This window comes from Chondromyces crocatus (genome assembly GCF_001189295.1).
Lineage (GTDB): Bacteria > Myxococcota_A > Polyangia > Polyangiales > Polyangiaceae > Chondromyces > Chondromyces crocatus.
This window is the reverse complement of record NZ_CP012159.1, coordinates 4,777,777-4,795,995: the sequence shown is the minus strand read 5'-3', so window position 1 is coordinate 4,795,995 and position 18,219 is coordinate 4,777,777. Positions and strand designations below refer to the sequence as shown.

Annotated in this window: 13 protein-coding genes; 11 read left to right on the top strand and 2 right to left on the bottom strand. The window is 70.2% G+C overall.

Going from position 1 to position 18,219, the window contains the following annotated elements; genetic code table 11:
* Positions 1–4: 4 nt before the first annotated feature.
* Complete coding sequence (locus tag CMC5_RS17795; RefSeq protein ID WP_050431548.1) at positions 5–1,060, top strand: aldo/keto reductase; 1,056 nt, start codon at positions 5–7, stop codon at positions 1,058–1,060.
* Positions 1,061–1,177: 117 nt separating this feature from the next.
* Here CMC5_RS17795 and CMC5_RS17790 read toward each other — a convergent pair whose 3' ends face one another.
* Complete coding sequence (locus CMC5_RS17790; RefSeq protein WP_245678495.1) at positions 1,178–2,056, bottom strand: hypothetical protein; 879 nt, start codon at positions 2,054–2,056, stop codon at positions 1,178–1,180.
* 1,233 nt (positions 2,057–3,289) lie between these two features.
* Between CMC5_RS17790 and CMC5_RS17785 the strand changes: the two genes are divergently transcribed.
* The 8 genes from CMC5_RS17785 to CMC5_RS17750 all read left to right on the top strand — a co-directional run bounded on the left by CMC5_RS17785 (position 3,290) and on the right by CMC5_RS17750 (position 12,038).
* Entirely contained in the window at positions 3,290–4,189 is a 900-nt protein-coding gene (locus CMC5_RS17785) for a hypothetical protein (RefSeq protein ID WP_050431547.1), read from the top strand.
* A gap of 107 nt (positions 4,190–4,296) precedes the next feature.
* Complete coding sequence (locus tag CMC5_RS17780) at positions 4,297–4,782, top strand: gluconokinase (protein WP_050431546.1); 486 nt, start codon at positions 4,297–4,299, stop codon at positions 4,780–4,782.
* 97 nt (positions 4,783–4,879) lie between these two features.
* Positions 4,880–5,257: an ArsR/SmtB family transcription factor gene (locus tag CMC5_RS17775; protein WP_281180873.1), complete on the top strand. Its 378-nt coding sequence runs from the start codon at positions 4,880–4,882 to the stop codon at positions 5,255–5,257.
* Positions 5,254–5,703, top strand: coding sequence for an SRPBCC family protein (locus tag CMC5_RS17770; RefSeq protein ID WP_050431545.1), 450 nt, complete (start codon positions 5,254–5,256; stop codon positions 5,701–5,703). Before CMC5_RS17775 ends, CMC5_RS17770 begins: the two co-directional genes overlap by 4 nt.
* A gap of 285 nt (positions 5,704–5,988) precedes the next feature.
* On the top strand, positions 5,989–7,638 hold the full coding sequence (locus tag CMC5_RS17765; RefSeq protein WP_050431544.1) for a PEP-utilizing enzyme: 1,650 nt from the start codon (positions 5,989–5,991) through the stop codon (positions 7,636–7,638).
* A 90-nt stretch (positions 7,639–7,728) separates the two neighbouring features.
* Positions 7,729–8,169 (top strand): hypothetical protein, encoded by a 441-nt coding sequence (locus CMC5_RS45940; protein WP_169796573.1) that lies wholly within the window; start codon positions 7,729–7,731, stop codon positions 8,167–8,169.
* 293 nt (positions 8,170–8,462) lie between these two features.
* A complete protein-coding gene (locus tag CMC5_RS17755) occupies positions 8,463–10,568 on the top strand; it encodes a prolyl oligopeptidase family serine peptidase (RefSeq protein ID WP_050435961.1) in 2,106 nt (701 codons plus the stop codon).
* A gap of 168 nt (positions 10,569–10,736) precedes the next feature.
* The gene (locus CMC5_RS17750) at positions 10,737–12,038 is read left to right on the top strand and encodes a hypothetical protein (RefSeq protein WP_245678494.1); all 1,302 of its coding nucleotides are present in this window, start codon (positions 10,737–10,739) and stop codon (positions 12,036–12,038) included.
* Positions 12,039–12,056: 18 nt separating this feature from the next.
* Here CMC5_RS17750 and CMC5_RS17745 read toward each other — a convergent pair whose 3' ends face one another.
* A complete protein-coding gene (locus tag CMC5_RS17745) occupies positions 12,057–13,109 on the bottom strand; it encodes a hypothetical protein (protein WP_050431542.1) in 1,053 nt (350 codons plus the stop codon).
* Between the two features lie 140 nt (positions 13,110–13,249).
* On the opposite strand from CMC5_RS17745, the gene CMC5_RS17740 reads away from it, so the two are divergent.
* The gene (locus tag CMC5_RS17740) at positions 13,250–14,104 is read left to right on the top strand and encodes a maleylpyruvate isomerase mycothiol-dependent enzyme family protein (RefSeq protein WP_050431541.1); all 855 of its coding nucleotides are present in this window, start codon (positions 13,250–13,252) and stop codon (positions 14,102–14,104) included.
* A 95-nt stretch (positions 14,105–14,199) separates the two neighbouring features.
* A complete protein-coding gene (locus tag CMC5_RS17735; protein WP_245678493.1) occupies positions 14,200–18,183 on the top strand; it encodes a serine/threonine-protein kinase in 3,984 nt (1,327 codons plus the stop codon).
* Positions 18,184–18,219: the final 36 nt, after the last annotated feature.

Below are 18,219 nucleotides of genomic sequence, written 5' to 3'. Positions count from 1 at the left end.
TCCCATGAAAATCAGGACGTTCGGACGGCAGACGGGCTTGCGGGTCTCCGAGCTTGCGCTCGGCACCGGGAACTTCGGCACCGCCTGGGGCCACGGCGCGGAGCGGGACGAGGCACGGAAGATCTTCGACGGCTACGTCGAGGCGGGCGGCAGCTTCATCGACACGGCCGACACCTACCAGGTCGGCCAGTCCGAGGAGCTGGTCGGGGAGTTCGTCGCCCCGAACCGGGACGATTTCGTCATCGCCACCAAGTACACGATGGGCGTCGCCATGGATGCGGGGTTCCATGCGACCGGCAACAGCCGCAAGAACATGATCCGCTCGGTCGAGGCGAGCCTCCGGCGCCTGAAGACGGACTACATCGATCTCTACTGGGCGCATCTGCCCGACGGCGTGACCCCCACCGAGGAGATCGTGCGCGCCTTCGATGACCTCACGCGCTCGGGGAAGATCCTGCACGCGGGCCTCTCCAACTTCCCCGCCTGGCGCGTGGCCCGCGCCGATCTGCTCGCGGAGCTGCGCGGCTGGGCGCCGATCGCGGGGATCCAGATCGAGTACAGCCTGGCCGAGCGGACGCCGGACCGGGAACTCTTGCCGATGGCCGAAGCGCTGGGCCTGGGCGCCGCGCTCTGGTCTCCGCTCGGTGGTGGCTTCCTGACCGGGAAGTACCGCGCCGGGGAGAAGGGCCGCTTGCAAGGGCTCGGCGCGCTGGTCCACACCGAGAAATCAGCGAGAGAGACGGCCATCCTCGACGCGGTGCTCGGGGTCGCCGAGGAGCTCGGCACCACGCCGACCCACGTGGCCGTCGCCTGGCTCCTCCACAAGGCGGCGCGCTCCACGACCAGCCTGGTCCCCATCCTTGGCCCGAGGACGCGCGCCCAGCTCGACGCCACGCTCGGCGCGACGACCGTCAAGCTCTCGGAAGAGCAGGTCGCCCGCCTCGACGCCCCCAGCGCCGTCCCGCTCGGGGTCCCGCACGAGCAGGTCGCCAGCACCGCACCGCGCGTTCTCGGCGGCCAGCCCGACCGCTTCGCCCGCTCCCCGCTCTCCGTCGCTTGACCCCTCGCGGGCGACGACCTCCGTGAAGAGAAGGCACGGAGGCGTCACTCACGCGGCCCGTGGAGACGCTGCGAGCGCCTCCACGCGGCCCGGCCATGAAGGTGGCCGCCCTGTCCGTCAGACCGTGAACAGCTCCGACGCCTCGCGGACCACCGCCGCGCGGCGAATCCAGCAGTCCAGCTCGTTCAGGTCCGTGGCCGTGAGGATGTGCTCACGCGCGCTTTCGGGCACCTCCAGCTCACGCGCTTCCAGAACGGCGATCACCGCCTCCGCCTTCGCCTTCAAGGCCCCCGACTGTGCGCCCTCCTTTCTCCCCTGGGCCACGTAGCGGCGCGCGAACTCGCTTTCGAACTCGTACCCACTCTTCATCATTGCCTCCAGGCTTCGCTTCGCCGCTTCGTTCAGCGACGACATGATCACATCTACATAGAGCTTTTGCCGCTCTTCCTCCAGCCCGGCAGCAGCAGCCAGCGCGGCCAACGCAACAGACAGGCCGGCCTCGCTCCGTCCGTGCGCCATTGCGGAGAGAACCGCGATTTCCGGCCGCGCGCGCGCCTCGGCTGGATCGGTAATCAATGGCACGGCGCGAGGCCCCAGCACGTAAGGCCTCAGCACAAAGTTCGGCGGTCCGAGCTCGATCGGCTCCGCGGCCCAGCGGGCGACCCCCTCATCGGTCGTCACCACCAGCAAGCACACCCGACATCGGTACCGCGCCCGCACCGCCACCGCGTAAGACGGCCACGAGTACGCCTTCTCCGGGTCGCGTCCGAGCTGCACCTCGACCACGATCGCCAGCACCGGGCGTTTTTTCAGCAACAACACGACCAGGTCCGCGTAATGCGCCGCCGGGACGACTTCGGTCAGATCGGCGGGCTCGACGCGGACCTCGCTGAACCGAGGGAGCGGGGCGCCGAGGACGTCACGCAAGAACTCCGCGGCCAGCGAGGGATGATCCTTGAACAGCATCAACAGCGCTTCGTGAATCAACGAGGGCACAGGGCCTCCTGGGAAGAGGGCACACGCCTCCCTGCGACCTGCCAACAGCGTGGCAGGCGCTCACCCGGACCCGGGGTGAGACGTGCGTCCCTCTCTGTCTCTCTATTGGCGGCGAGCGGGGCCCAGTTGCCAGGAGGCGGGCGCTTTGTGTTCCGAAAGGAGAAACGAGCGGGACGCGACGCCGCTCAGACCGCAACGATGTCCCCCGTCCCTGGACAGCTCGACGAGCCCCGGTTGCCCGAGCGCCCCCGCGTGCCCAGAGGCAGCGCGCGGGGGAGGAGAAGGAAGAGACGCTCCGTGTCTTCGGTCATCCAGGGGTGGGGTTCTGAACGTGCGAAATTTCCCTACCTACACATAGATGTCGCACGAACCCGTCCCATGACCTGTGCTCAGCTCGGGTCTGCGGGCCACGCCCCTGCTCTCTCCTTCTTCCAGCAGCGTCCCGCCATGGAAACTCACCCCGGCCCCCGCCGACGGCCATGGTTTCGCTGAACACTGCCCGGTCGTGATCCTCCGGCGGAGGCAGTTCACGGCCAGCACCCTGATGGGAGACGACGGGCTCCCTGAGTTTCACGCCGAGCACGCCCCTTGCTTGGGCGACGCGCTCGCTCTCCGCGCGAAACTGGGTGCGTCGGCGCCGACGACCCGAGTTCCACGGCGAAACTGGGTGCGTCGGCGGAGGACGACCTGGGTACCGCAGCGAAACTGGGTACGTCGGCGCCCTCGGACAGGGGCAGTTCCGGCGTGAAACTGCCTCCGTCGGCGGCCGGCGCTCCCGGTTTCACGGAAACTGCCTCCGTCGGCGACCGAGGGACGCGGTCTCGCTCCGAAACTGACCTCGTCGGCAGCGCGGTCGCAGGTCCCGACGTCGACATGCTGCGGTCGGCCTCCCATGCGCGCAGTTCACGGCGTCAGAGCCCGCCTCCGGAAAGGAGCGCGGTCGCGCATCCAGGGATGGCCGCTCACCAGGAGCCCGGCGCGATCCACCCTTCATGTCATTGAGAGGCCACAGGCCGTTGCCATAACGACGCGGTGAGTCTCTCCACGCGCAACTTCGATGCCAATCGTCGCAGGAGGGGCCGTCATTCCACCATCACGAGAAAGTAGCGCACGATTCGATTTCGTGTTGCACGCCATTGATTCGTCGCTATCTATCGTGTCGCGTTCATTCCAATCGAACGCGACAACCGCGACGCATCATCGCTGATGCATCGCTCATGCCGGAGGTCTCCCATGGCTGCCAGAACGTTAACTGCTCGCGCTGCGCTCCTCGGTCTATTCAACCATGTTGGTTACACCCTGGAGCGGCTCAAGGCCCACGCGCTGGGCGCGCCTCACCTCACGCTCTTCGAAACCATCCGCACCGAAGGGCTCCAGATCCTCACCCAGGAGCTTCAGATCGCCCACGCGCAGGTCGGGGCCCAGGCCCAGATCGACATCGCCGACGACCAGCTCGACGACTTCGCCAGCCGCCTCTCGAAAGAGGTGCTCACCCTCACCGACGACAACCGCGAGCATTCGCTTTACCTCCACTTCTTCCGCAAGAAGACGCTGTCGGAGTTCAAGCGACCCGTGCTCAGGGCGCAGCTCGCGTCCATGCGAGGCTGGATCCAGTCGTTGACGGAGAGCGAGCATCCGTCGCTCCGAGCGCTGGCGCCAGAGCTGACGGCGCTCATCCAGGAGGCCGACGCCGCGGTGACCGCTCGGGATTCCGCACGGCAGACCAACCGCATCTTCCGCGACACGGGCGATCGCTCCCAGTGGGTGGATCGGCTGAATGCGGCAAGAAAAGAGACGCACGGGGCACTGTCCAAGCTGCCGCACGAGAGGATCGGCCTGCCGACCGACTTCGCCGACCGCTTCTTCTACCGCGGGCCCAAGCGCGAGGACCACGAGGAGGAAGAAGAGACGGTGGAGTCGATGCAGGAGCACATCGAGGCCCTGCGCGAGCAGCTCGAGGCCGCGGAGGCGCGGCTCGCCGAGCTGGAGGCGGCCGAAGCGGAGGCCCGGAAGGTCGCCGAGACGCACGCGGCCCACGTCGCACGGCTCGCCGACATCGAGCGGGCCGCGGCCGCGCTGGAGAAGGAGCGCGCCGCCGTGCGAAAGCAGATCGCGGCGACGGCGAGCACCTGATCGTCGCCTCCCCTGCCCTGCGCTGACCTGCGCGCGGACTCGGGACCACGGCGGCGTGCCAGGGCGCGGCAACGGCCTCGCGCGCCGTCGTGGTGTACCCTCGGGGGATGGTGATCCTCGTCCTCGGCGTCTCGGGTGCTGGCAAGACCACGGTGGGCCAAAAGCTCGCCGAGGCCATCGGCGCACGATTCTGTGACGCCGACGATCTGCACCCTCGGGCCAATCTCGATAAAATGGCGCACGGCATTCCGCTCGACGACGACGACCGGGCGCCATGGCTCGCCACCTTGCGTCGGTCGATCGAGCAATGGCTTCGCGAGGACGGCGACACCGTGCTCGCCTGCTCCGCATTGAAAGCCTCGTACCGCGACCTGCTGGCCGGAGACGAGGTGCGGGTGCGGCTCGTCTTCTTGCGGGTGCCGATCGAGGTCGCCCGCGCGCGGGTGACCGAGCGGAAAGGTCATTTCATGCCGCCCGGCCTCCTCGAAAGCCAGTTCGAGGCCCTGGAGGAACCCGGCGACGCGATCGTCGTCGACGCGACCCGCCCACCGGACACGCTGGTGCACGACATCCGGGTGGCCCTCGCGCGCTGAGCCGCCCCTGTCCCCCTCCAGCTTCCGCCGGAGGCCGTGACGTCCCGCTCCGTTGACAGGACGCCTCGGGGCGATCAATATTCACCCAAGAGGGTGAATGATGACGACGGGAGAGCAGCACCCAGCGCTGGACCAGACGTTGCTCGCGCTGGCCGACCCGACCCGCCGGGCCATCTTGCAGCGGCTCTCGCGGGGGGAGGCGCGGGTGACGGAGCTGGCGGCGCCGTTCGCCATCTCGCTCAACTCGGTCTCGAAGCACATCCGCATGCTGGAGCGCGCCGAGCTGGTGCGGCGGAGGCGGGTGGGGCGGGAGCATTTCCTGTCCTTCAACCCGGCGCCGCTCGACGAGGCGGCGCGCTGGATCGCCGAGCGGCAAGCGCAGTGGTCGCGCCGACTGAACGCCCTCGATGCATTGCTGCAGGCCGAGGACCTGGCAGCGACGGCACCGCCGGAGAAGAAAGGACGAATGCGATGAGTACGGATGCGACGGTCACGGCCCAGGTCACCCACCAGTTCACGGCCTCGGCGGAGCGGGTCTTCGACGCCTGGCTCGACCCGGAGAAGGTGAAGCTGTGGATGGCGATGCCGCGGCCGGACGGGACGCCGACGGAGCTGCGCCGGGTCGCCCTCGATCCGCGGGTCGGAGGGACGTTCTCGTTCGTGGACGTGCGCGACGGGGAGGAGATCGAGCACACGGGCGAGTACCTGGAGATCGAGCGACCCACGCGGCTGGTGTTCACCTGGTCCATTCCCAGGTACTCGCCGGACGTGGACCGGGTGACGGTGGAGATCACGCCGCGGTCGTCGGGGTGCGAGGTGAAGCTCAGCGCCGAGATGGCGGCGCAATGGGCAGCGCACATGACGTCGATCGAGAAAGGCTGGGGTCACATGCTCGACGCCATCGACGCGGTTCTCCGCTAGCGCGCGGGTGGCGCGCCCGGGTCATTGAGCACGTCGAAGCCCCTCGCGGCCAGGACGGAGGGGGGTCGCGACACCGCGCTCCTTCTTCCCAGGTCGCGCGTCGCCTGCGGGGTTCTCGCCCGGTCGCGCGAGGGCGCTCACGGCATTCGATCTGCAAGAGTCCGCCGCGGGGTGCCGTCGACTTTTTCGAATGGTGTGACAAGAAAGCACCCCGATTGGTGAGACGGGTCTCCCGAGCGCTTCCTGGCTCGGAGGGACATAGCGCGCCGGGGGGCGCTCGCGATCATGAAGAACCATCCTGTCGTCGACCGCGTGACCTTCGAGGCGCCTCATGCGGGGCCCTGGGAGCTGGAGCGGGTCGTTTTCACACGTCCACTCACCCGTTTCATCCAGGAGAGCGTGACCAAGGCGCTCCCCAGGGGGCTCGCCGACGGGACGGCGCGTTACGGGATGCTGCTCAGCCACGTGCAGCTCGCCGCCGTGAACGGCTTCGTTTACTTCCGGCCCGTGCTCCACGGGATGCAGCCCGAGGTGAGCTGGCCTCCGACGGGGATGTTCCTGTGGTTGATGCTGCGGCTGCAGCCGTCGCTGCGGGCGCGGATGCAGACGTGCCGGCGGGCGTTCGAGACGAAGCGGTGGCGGGCCGAGCTGTCGCTCTGGGACCGGGTGGACAGGCCGCTGTCGATCGCGCGGAACCAGGCGCTCCAGGCGGAGGATCCCGCGGCGCTCGATACGGATGGGCTGATCACGCACCTCTCCTGGGCGCGGGCCCATCTCGAGGACATGATCGAGATGCACCACCGCTATGACCTGGCGGCCTGTCTGCCAATGGGAGATTACCTGGCGCACGCCTGCGCGTGGACGGGGGCGAGCCCGGAAGAGGCGCTGGCGGCGCTCGGCGAAGGGTCCCCGGGGATGGGGGCCGTCGCCCCAGGGGAGCTGGACGCGCTGGTGAGGGTCATCGAGGGGTGCGCAGAAGCGCAGGCGTGGATGAACGCCGGGAGGATCGGAAGCGATGGGCACGCTGGAAGCCAGGGGCGCGCTGGGCGCGATGGGCGCGCTGGACACGCTGGACACGCTGGGCGCGATGGACACGCTGGGAGAGCGAGGCGTGCTGGAAGTGAAGAGCGCGCCAGGAGCGACGGGGGCGGGTCGAACGACGAAGGCGAGGACGGCAAGGCGTGGCGGATCCTCGAGGGGCTCGCGTCGCTTTCCGGCGAGGCGGGGGAGGCGGCGCGGCGCCTTCTGGAGGGGGCACGCTTCCGGTCGGTGGGCTTCGACGTGTGCGAGGCGACGGGCGGTGAGCAGCCAGGGCGGCTGGTGCGAGCAATCCAGGAGGCGCTCTCGGCGCTCCGGAACCCGGAGACGGCCGGAGAGCGGCTGGGGCGGGAGCGGGCGCTGCGAGAGCGGGTGCCAGCGGAGTTCCGGGCACAGTTCGATGCGCTGCTGGGTGAAGCGCGGGGGATGAGCCGGCTGCGGCTGGAGCGAGGGGTGTACGCGGACCAGTGGGCCGTCGGGCTCGCGCGGCGAGCGCTGCTGGAGGCGGGAGGGCGCCTCGTCGCCACCGGGGCACTGGTGAAGGCGGAGCACGCGGTGGAGCTTTCCGTGGAGGAGCTGGGAGCGCTGCTGCAAGGGCGCGGCGGACTCAGCGCCTCGGAGGTGGAGGCGCGGTTCCGGTGGCGCGCGGAGGCGTCGTTCGAGGTGGCACCAGCGTGGCTGAACATGCCGCTCTTGCCGATGCCTTCGGACACGTCACTGCCTCCGTGCGCGCAGCGGCTGGCGAGGGCGACGCAGGCGCTGGGCTGCACCGCGAGCGTGGCGAGGGAGTACGGGATCCCGGGGATGGGAAGGCTGGGGATCGAGGAGGCTGCGCCCGCTTGCAGCCGAGAGGTCAGGCGCTCGAAGCCTCTGGGGGCGATGAGCGCGATGGTCTGACCCCGAGGAGAATCGCGGGAGGCCGTCTCCAGGAGGCCCTCCACTCCGGACCATCCCGTACACTCGCGCCCCTCACGAGGTGGCATGGTCATGTTCACGAATGAAATCGCCCGGCAGCGGGTCGCAGATCTCGGCGCCGCATGCGGACATCCCCTGACCCTGATCGAGGAGAGCGTCTGGAGTGAAGGACCGTTCGGCTCGGCCAGCGCGGCGTCGGGGGAGCTGTCTCCAGCGGGGAGCTTGCTGGGCATGAACCTGCGCGCCCACCTGACGGTCACGGCGAACGAGGGGGGCGCGACGGACCTCTGGGCGCTGATCTTCGTCCACGTCAACGGGGCGCGGGTCGCTCCGCCAGGGGCCGACTACCTGATGCTGAAGTGGGAGACGGCCGATGGCGAGGGCTCGCGCTGGGTGGCCCGCGGCTGGGAGGCCGATGTCTACGGGGAATGGAGCGAGGACGAGGGCGAGGGCGAGGGCGAGGGCGAAGAGAGCGAGGGCGAGGGCGAGGGCGAAGAGAGCGAGGGGGACTGAGGAGGGGGCGGAAGAGGCTCGAAGCTGGAGTTCGGGCGTCCGTGGTCCATGGATCGCTTGAAAAGCGTACATAACGCGCGCGTTGTATGACGCGGCTGTTGAGCAGCAGATTCGCCTGCACACAGACCCCCCCGCCGCTCGACACGCTTGCGGCTGGATACGCCTACCGCTCGACACGCCTGCTGCTCGACACGCCTGCCGCCGTGGGGAGCCGGGATGCACGTCGAACCGTCGATGGGACGCATGACGGCCTTGCACTCCATCGGCAGGGTGGAGGATACCGCCGCGCTCCGATGAAGAAGAGGCTGGATGGGGTGCTGGAGTTTCCCGGGGCGCGCTGCGATCCGGAGGGGAGCTTCGCGGTGCACGGGAGGCGGTTCGACGATCCGTTCGCCTGGATGGAGCGGCTCGACGACGCGGAGACCCAGGCGTGGATGGCGGGGCAAGAGGTGGCCACGCGCGCGGTGCTGGATGCGGTGCCGGGGCGGGACTGGCTGCGGGAGGTGGTGGCGCGCGCGGCACGGGTCGCGCGGCTGTCCCCGCCGATCCGGCGAGGGGCCGAGGGGCGCGCGTTCTTCTGGCAAGCGGAGGCGAGCGACGACAAGCCCAGGTTCGTGTTGCGGCGCGGGGAGGAGGCGCCGCTGGAGACGGTGCTGGATCCCAACGGCTGGAGGGCCGAGGAGGCGCTGGTGTTCGCCGTGCCGTCGCCCGATGGGACGCTGGTGGCGTTCGGGAAGGCGGTGGGGAGCACCCACGGGGCGGAGATCCGGGTGCTGGAGGTCGATACGGGGCGGCTCCTCCCGGATCGACCTCGGGGGACGGATCACGCGTCGGTGGCGTGGCTGCCTGATGGGTCGGGGTTCTTCTACGCGGCGTGTCCGGGGCCAGGAGAGGTGCCCGCGGGCGACGAGGCGCACTGGAACGCCATCTACGAGCATCGGCTGGGGTCGGGCGAGGAGGCTCGCCGGGTCTTCGGTGACGACCAGGTGAAGGAGTACTGGTGCACCGTGCACGTCAGCGAGTGCGGTCGGTTCGCGGTGCTCTCCAAGTGGGACTTCGTGCACGCGAACGTCGTCTACCTGCTGCGCCTCGCCGATGGGGAGCTGGTGCCGGTGGCGCCGGAGATGCGGTCGCTCAACCAGGTGCAGGTGATCGGCGAGGCGCTGCTCATCCACACGGATCTCGATGCGCCTCGCGGTCGAGCCTGCGTCGCGCCGCTGGCGGAGCCGACGGCGTGGCGGACGCTGCTCCCGGAAGGCGAGGACACGTTGCAGTCGGTGACCGGCGTCGGGGGGCGGCTCTACGCCGTCCACGCGCGAGGAGGTTGCCACCGGGTGAGCATCCACGCCGAGGACGGCACGTACCTGCGTACACTGTCGCTGCCGGCGCTCGGCGCGGTGAACCGCAACGAGGGGTCTGGCGTGGTCAGCGGGGTGAGCGGGGCCTGGGGCGGGTCCGAGGTCTGGGTGAACTTCACGTCGTACGTGCAGCCGCCGTCGGTGTACCTGTACGACGACGCGGCGGACCGCCTGGTGCCGTACCACGTGCCCGACGTCGGGCTCGACGCTTCGGCGTACGTGACGGAGTGCGTGGAGTATCCGTCGCGGGACGGGACGCTGGTGTCGATGTGCCTCGTCCACCAGCGCGACCTGCCGCGCGATGGGCGCCGTGCGGTGCGCCTGAACGGCTACGGAGGCTTCAACATCTCGCTGGAGCCGCGCTTCTCGGCGCTGAACGCCGCGTGGCTGAAGCTGGGTGGCGTGCTCGCGTTCGCCAGCGTGCGCGGGGGTGGCGAGCGCGGGCGGGCGTGGCACGAGGCGGCGCGCAAGACGCGGCGGCAGAACGCCTTCGACGACTACATCGCGGCGGCGCGGTGGCTGGTGTCGGCGGGTTACACGACGCCCTCGCGGCTGGTGTCGCGCGGCAACAGCAACGGGGGGCTGCTCGTGGCCGTCACCGCGCTGCAAGCGCCCGAGGCCTTCGGCGCCGTGTACTGCCGCGCGGCCACCCTCGACATGCTGCGCTTCCCGCGGTTCGGGCACCTGAGCGCGGCGACGGTCGAGTTCGGGTCGCCCGAGGATCCGGTCGAGGGGGCTTACCTGGCGGGGTACTCGCCGTACCACAACGTGCACGCCGACGGCCGGTACCCGGTGATGGCGTTCGTGTCGGCGCTGAACGATCGCGTCGCGCCGCCGTACGATCCGCTGAAGATGGTCGCCAGGCTGCAAGCCGAGGCGCCCGAGGGTGGACCTTACTTGCTGCTCCCGCTCCGCGATGCGGGGCACGGGGGTGGTACGACGCTGACGGCGCTCGTCGAGCAAGACGTCGACGAGCTGAGCTTCTCTTGCTGGGCGCTCGATGTCGTCGTGCCTTCGTCGAGCGAGGTGCGCGGGTCGTGAGGTGCCACAGGGCGCGGCCTCCCAGGGCACTGGACAGAGACACCGGAATTCACCGCGAACCGGCCGGCTGACGTCGCGCGCCCGGGCGCCTAGGGTGTCCGGTCGATGTCCGAGGGACGCGGAAGCGCGGCTCGAAGGGAGACCAGGATGATGGGTGTCTGCAGGAGGATGTTGCCGTGGTTCGCCGCGGCGGGTGCGCTCTGGGTCGGTGGCTGCGGGGCGACCGACGACGTGCTCGACGAGGAGATCACCGACGAGGGGAGCATCGAGGCGGGGAGCGTCGAGGAGGTGGTCGAGACCGATGCGCAGGCGCTGACGGAAGGCGCACCGATCACCACGCACAATGCGAGCTGTCTCCACCTGACGGACCAGAACACGTGGAGCACCTACGCGTCGTACATGGCGCAGGTGCCCAACGCGCGGAGCGTGGGGGATGTGCTGCTCGATCTGAACCGAGCAGGGCCGATGTTGACGTCCAGCACGCGGCCTGCGGCCACGGGCTACAAGGGTGGGTTCCGCTGGAACGATGGGGACATGGCGACCGCGGACTGGATCCCTCAAGGGATGACGGCCGGGGTGGCTGCCGGGAAGAACGTGCTGCTCACGGCGTGGCATTACCCGAAGACGCCCGACAAGGGGGTGCGGGTGTCGCTGGTGGACATCTCGGACATGTCGGGGAGCGCGGTGAATTACCGGCACCTGTTGATGGTGCGGCCGACGGCGGCGGGGAACTTCACGACGGTGCCGATCCATGGCGGCGGGCTGACCTGGTACGGCAACTACATCTACATGGCGGACACCAGCAACGGGATCCGGGTGTTCGATCTGACGCAGATCCGCGAGGTGAACACGAGCGCGACGTGCGAGGACGCGATCGGGAAGACGGGCTCGGTGTGGTGCGCTTACGGGTACAAGTACGTGCTGCCGCAGGTGAGCGCGTACGTGGTGCCGTCGTCGATCGCCAAGCCATGCAAGCCGACGTTCTCGTGGCTGGGGAAGGACACGCGGGCGTCGAGCAGCGTGGTGCTCTCCGGGGAGTACTGCAACGCGGGGGACTCACCGTGTCCCAACGGGGGGACGGCAGGGCTGGGCGGGCGGCTCTACCGCTGGCCGGTGGACACGGCGACGAACCGGCTGAAGCTCACGAGCGGGGTGGTGAGGCCGGAGCGGGCCTACGTGATGAACGAGCCGAACGTGCAAGGGGTCGCGCCGATCATGACGAACGACGACACGACGTCGTACTGGCTCAGCTCGACGCGCTACGGCGGGGCGCTGTTCAAGGTGTCCACCACGGCGTCGCGGACGGCGTACCTGTCCGGGAGCAGCCAGTGGGTGCGGATGCCGCAAGGGATGCACGCGACGGCCTCGGGGACGAACCTGTGGACCGACACCGAGGGCTACGAGAGCGTGACGAACCCGGCCACGGGTGGGCGGGTGGTGGTGTACGTGAACCAGGCGTCGGTGGACTGAACCGAACCAGGTCGCGCTTCAGGGCATGGTGAGGTGGAAGTGGGGCTCGGCGCTCTTGCGCTCGTCCATGAGCGCGACGCCGGGCTCTTTCTTCACGGCCTCACGGAAGGCCTGCTCCATGGCGGGAACCATGTCCCAGGAGCGGACGTCGACGGCGCCGGAGCGCAGGTGCTTGGAGATGTACACGCCGCGCGCGATCTGGGCGTCGATGACCTCTTTCATGAGGCGGACGACGGTCTTGCGGGGGAGGGCCTGCGCTGCGCCGGTGCGGTAGGCGTTGCGAACCTCGGTGACGGCTTGCTTGTTCTCGTACAGAGAGACGATGTCGTCGCCGCGCTTGAGCTTGTCGTACATCAGCTCGGCCTGGCGCTGCGGAGGCCGGGTGCCGCCAGTGACGACCAGGCGCTTGCGGGTGGCCTTGAAGTAGGCAGCGGCGATGCGCTTGAGGCGCTCGGCATTGGCGTCGGTGAGGCGGAGGTCGCGGGCGAGCACTTCCATGTGCGTGTTGCCGGCGATCGGGCGGACCACCTCGGGCTCGGGGGGGACGCCGCCGTCGAGGACCCGCCAGGCCGTCAGGTCGCTCAGGTCGCGGCAAGCGGCGCAGGTGCCCGCCTGATTGATGCCCTTGGTGGCGGTGAGGTCGAGGATCTCCACCTGGCCACCGGACGCGGTGAGTTCGATGCGGATCTTGCGGGTGTCGTCGTAGCCGCTGCGCAGCTCGATGCGGACGGGGGTCCGGCGGTCGTCGCGGCTCGTCGGACGCTGGACGTCGGGGATCTCGTCCTCGTCGTCGGCTTCGCTGGGCTCCTCGTGGGTCGGCCCGACGTCGTCGGGCGTCCCTTCGACGGAGAGGCGGTGCACGAGCGGCTCGTCACGGGGCGCCTCGCCTGGGCCTCGCGTGCCGGTCTCGACGGCCCGGCAGGCCCTCAGCTCCAGCCGGTCATGGGGCGCCGCAGCGGCCTTCCATGCCGAGCACGTCGGCGCCTCGCCGGCGACCGCTCCACCTTGCAAGGCGATCCCACCAAGGATCGCGCCCGCGGCCGCGCACCACGCACCCCACCGCTCCCGCACGACGCTCTACCTCTCCGCAAGCTCGGCGAAATCCCGCCAGAGCGCAGCCGCGCGGTGCCACGGGGCGTGAAAGGTGTCAAGGGAGCCCGGAACAGCCGGTCCTGCTGGACCATGGCAAAGCCTTTGCTGATGAAGGGGGAATGAGCAACGAACCGACTCCCCTCGGACCTCGAGACGTCATCGACGTGCGCGCTGCGCTCCGGAGGACCCTCGAGCTCCAGGCCGAGCTTCTGGAGGGCTTCACGCCCGAGGACTGGCTGCGCCCCACCGTTCACGGGTCGCGCGACGTGAAGGACCTGGTGGCGCACTTGCTTCAGGGCGACATGCGCCGGTTGTCGATCCAGCGGGATGGCTTCTCGCTGCCCACCCCGCCGCTGCGGGGTGTGCAGGATCTGACCGACTTCATCCAGTCCGGCAACCGCGACTGGATGGCGGGCATGCGGCGGGTGAGCCCGCGCATCCTGATGGATCTGCTCGCGCAGTACGATGCGGCGCTGCTCGAACTGCTGGAGGGGCTGGACCCGCAGGGCGAGGCGCTGTTCTCGGTGGCGTGGGCCGGCGAAGAGACGTCCAGGCACTGGTTCGACGTGGCCCGCGAGTACACGGAGAAGTGGCACCATCAGCAGCAGATCCGTGACGCGACGGAGCGGCCGGCGCTGTTCGAGCCGGCGCTGTTCGAGCCCGTGCTGGAGACGTTCGCGCGCGGGCTGCCGCACGCCTACCGCGAGGTGAGCTGCGCGCAGGGGACCAAGGTGGCCTTGATTCTCACGGGGGCCGTGGAGCTTTCGTGGACGCTGCGGCGCGAGGCGAGCGGGTGGTCGCTGTGGAAGGGTGCGGACCCGTCGGCCGTCGTCGAGGGCACGCTCGATGCGGACAAAGCGTGGCGGATCTGGACGAAGGCGGTGACACCGCTGGAGGCAGATCAGTGCCTGTCCACGGTGGGAGAGCGGGCGCTGGCGGAACCCGTTCTGCGGTTCGTGGGGATCATGGCGTGAGGGGTCTGGGTCCACCTGGGACGCGGCTCGGGGAAACCCTTGTCGCGCGCCTGGGGGCCGCCTGGAAGTGATTCAGGAGCCCCCGCAAGCTTCAGGTGAATGCTCGTGTTATCGCTGATGGGGCCGCAGTCCGGGAGCGGATGGCGTTCGGCTATTCGCTGGACGATTTGAACTGGCCATCTACGTTCGATGGAGTGAGGACGGGTGATGTGCTGGCGCAGCGCTTCCGGGTGGACGCGCTGGCCGAGGCGGGGGGAATGGGTGCGGTGTACCGCGCCCGCGATCTGCTCACAGGGGAGCGGGTCGCAGCGAAGGTGCTGCTCGACCCTTCTCCCGTTCACCTGGCGCGGTTCGAGCGAGAGGCTCAGATCCTGGCGCGCCTGTCGCACCCGGGGATCGTGCGGCACATCGCGTACGACGCGCCCACGGGCGGCACGCCGTTCCTGATCATGGAGTGGCTGGAGGGGGAGGATCTCTCCCGGCTCCTCGCCCGGCGGAGGCTCTCGGTGGACGAGGGCGTGGAGCTGGGGGTGCGGGTGGCGTCGGCACTGGAGGCGGCGCACGCGCACGGTGTGATTCACCGCGATCTCAAGCCAGGGAACATCTTCCTGCTCGGGGGCAAAATCGCGCAGCCGAAGCTCCTGGACTTCGGAATCGCGCAGCCTGCTGGGAACTATCGGCTGACGGGTGCGGGGTCGCTCATCGGGACGCCCGGGTACATGGCGCCAGAGCAGGCGCGGAGCGGGGACGACATCGGGACGCCCGCGGACGTGTTCGCGCTGGGCTGTGTGATGTTCGAGTGCCTGACGGGGACACGGCCGTTCCAGGCCGATCACGTGATGGCGCTCCTGGCGAGGATCATCTTCGAGGAGGCGCCTCGGGTCGGGCAGCTCTGTCCGGAGGTCCCGGCGTGGCTCGATGATCTGGTGGCGCGGATGCTGGCGAAGGACCCGGCGCGCCGGCCTCGGGATGGCACGGCGGTGCTGGCCGAGTTCGCGGCGCGCGAGGTGCGGGAGGTGACGGAGGCGCCGGCCTCGTCGACGGCCATCTCGGCGATCACCGGGAGCGAGCGGCGGTTTCTGGGGGTGGTCGTCCTGGGGCGGCCGACGCTGCGTACCGGGGACGCGACGCTGTCGGTGGCGGGCGTGCACGCGGCGGCCGGCGATCTGGCAGGGATCGCGGCGGCGTTCGAGGCGCGGCTGGAGCTGCTCGCGGACGGGACGGCGGTGTTCTTCGTGAGCACGCCGATGGTGCCGATGGACATCGCGGCGCGGGTGGCGCGGTGCGCACTCTCGCTGGCCGAGCAGGTGCCGGATCGGCCGCTGGCGATGACGATCGGCTGGGGTGAGCTGGGGGTGGGGCTGCCGGTGGGGGACGCGATCGAGCGCGCGGGGTCGCTGCTCCGCAAGGGTCCACGGCCAGAGCCGGGGGCGCGGGCGCCACGGATCCTGTGCGACGAGGCGACGGCGTCGCTGCTGGAGGCCCGGTTCGTCGTGGCGCGCGCGCTCGGCGGGGGGCTGGTGCTGCGGGGGGAGCGATCCGCGGACGAGATCTGGCGTCCGCTGCTGGGGAAGTCGACACCGTTCGTGGGGCGCGACCACGAGCTGCGGCTGCTCTCGCAGACGATGGCGTCGTGCGTGGAGGAGCCGGCAGCCCGGGTGGTGGTGGTGACGGGGCCTGCGGGTATGGGGAAGTCGCGGTTGATCCAGGAGCACCTGGAGCAGCAGCGGCGCGCGGGAGGTCCGGTGGAGATCTGGATCGGGCGCGGGGATCCGCTGCGCACGAGGTCGACCGGGGGACTTCTGGCGGCGGCGCTGCGAGGAGCCGCCGGGATCCGCGGGAGCGAGCAGCCGGAGGAGCAGCGGGCGCAGGTCCGAGCGCTGGTCGGTCGCAACGTGCCGGCACAGGATCAGGGGCGGCTGAGCGAGTTCCTGGGGGAGCTGATCGGGGTGCCCTTCCCCGACGAGGAGAGCTTGCCGCTGCGCGCGGCGCGGCAGGATCCGGATCTGCTCGGGGAGCAGATGCAGCGCGCGCTGCGGGATCTGCTGCGCGCGGAGTGCGGGGCGCAGCCGGTGATGCTGGTCCTGGAGGACGTGCACTGGGCAGACAGGGCGTCGGTGGCGCTGGTGGAGGGGGTGCTGCGGGAGCTTTCGGATCAGCCGCTGCTGGTGCTGGCCTCGGCGCGGCCGGAGGTGGAGGAGCTGTTTCCGCAGCTCTGGGCCGACCGGGGACGGCAGGTGATCCGGCTGGGGCAGCTCTCACCCAAGGCGGGGATGCGGCTGGCGACGCAGGCGCTCGGGGATGCGGCGACGTCGTCGCTGATCGAGCGGATCGTGGCGCAGTCGGAGGGGCATCCGTTCTTTCTGGAGGAGCTGATCCGCGCAGCGGCCGAGGGGCGCGGCCAGGCGCTGCCCGAGTCGGTGGTGGCGATGGTGCAGGTGCGGCTGGAGGCGCTGGAGCCTCGGATGCGGCTCATGCTGCGCGCGGCGAGCGTGCTGGGGCAGGTGTTCTGGCGGGGCGCGGTGGCGCACTTGATCGGGAGCGAGGGGGCGGCGCTGGTGGAGGCGTGCTTGCCCGCGCTGGTGGATCAGGAGCTGTGCGTCCGGCACCGGCAGAGCCGCTTCTCCGGGGAGGAGGAGTTCACGTTCCGGCAAGCGCTGCTGCGCGAGGGCGCGTACGGGTTGCTCACGGAGGAGGATCGCGCGCTCGGGCACCGGCTCGCGGCCGAGTGGCTCGAGGCAGCGGGCGAGGCCGATCCGCTGGTGCTGGCGGCGCACCTGGAGCGAGGGGGGCAGCCCACGCGGGCGGCCATGTTCTTGCTGCGGGGCGCGGAGCTGGCGAGCGCACGGCAGGCCTACCTGGACGCGGAGCAGTGCTACGAGCGCGCGGTGGAGCTGCTCGGGTCGCTGCCCGTCCCCGCCTTGCGGGGGCGAGGGCTGACGCGGTTTCGCCTGGGCCGACATCGCGACGCCGTCGCCGATCTGACCGCGGCGCGCGAGCGGGCGGTGGCCGCCAGGGAGGCGGGGGCGGAGATGGAGCTCTTGCTCGACGAGGCGATGGTCCTCGACTGGATGGGAGACTTCAGGACGGCGGAAGCGCGGGTGCTGGCCGCGCAGCGTCACGCCGCCCAGGTGGCGTCGCCGCTGCTGGGGGCGCGGTTGATGCTGGGCGTGGGGCGCTCACTGCACCGGGCGAACCGCGAGGCGGAGGCGGCCGCGGTGCTGGGGCTCGCGGTGGAGCAGGCGTCCCGGCTCGGGGATCAGGGGTACGAGACGCACCTCATCGCGCAGCTGTTGCTGGGGTTCATCCTGGCTGAGCTGGGGCGCATCGAGGAGGCCGCGCAGGCGCTGGGGGAGGCCATAGGGCGGTGCGAGGCGCGGAGCGACATGCTCCACCTCGGCGCGGCGCTGAGCAACCGGGGGCTGGTCCACGCTTACCTGGGGGATCGGGGCGCGATGATCGCCGACTTCGAGCGGACGATGGCGCTGGGGCGGGAGCTGGGCCAGCCGGCGCTCGAGCTGACCGGGCGCTACAACCTGGCAGAGTGCCTGTTCCTGATGGGGGATTTCGAGGCAGCGCCGCCCGAGCTGCGCGCGATCGAGGCGATCGTGTCGCGCTGCGGGGACCATCATCCGCCGGCCGCCGTGGCATTGCTCGGGGCGAGGGTGCGGCTGGTGCAAGGCGACGAGGCGGGAGCGCGCGAGATCGTGGCGAGGATCCGGTCGACGGAACAGGCGCTGTCGCCCTCGGAGGAGGTGTTCTGCGCGATGATCGATCTGGCCACGAGCGACGAGGTGGTCGGGGCCTGGGAGGCCCTCGAGGCGCGCTCGGCGTGCTGCTCGGTGGGCCAGGAGCGCGTGGAGGTGCTGGAGGCGAGAGGGCTCTGGCTGCTGCGCCGAGGCCGGCGGGTGGAGGCGTTGACACAGCTGGAGCGCGCGATCACCGCGGCGTCCACGATCTCGACGGTGATGGGGTGCCGGCTGCGAGGCTGGATCTCCGAATTGCTGGGCTCGGCCACGGTGACGACCTCGAGCCGGCCTCATCACCCGACCTCGTCATCGCCTGTGTGCAACCAGTGAAGCGAGCGACGCATCTACTCGAAGGGCACCCGTCCG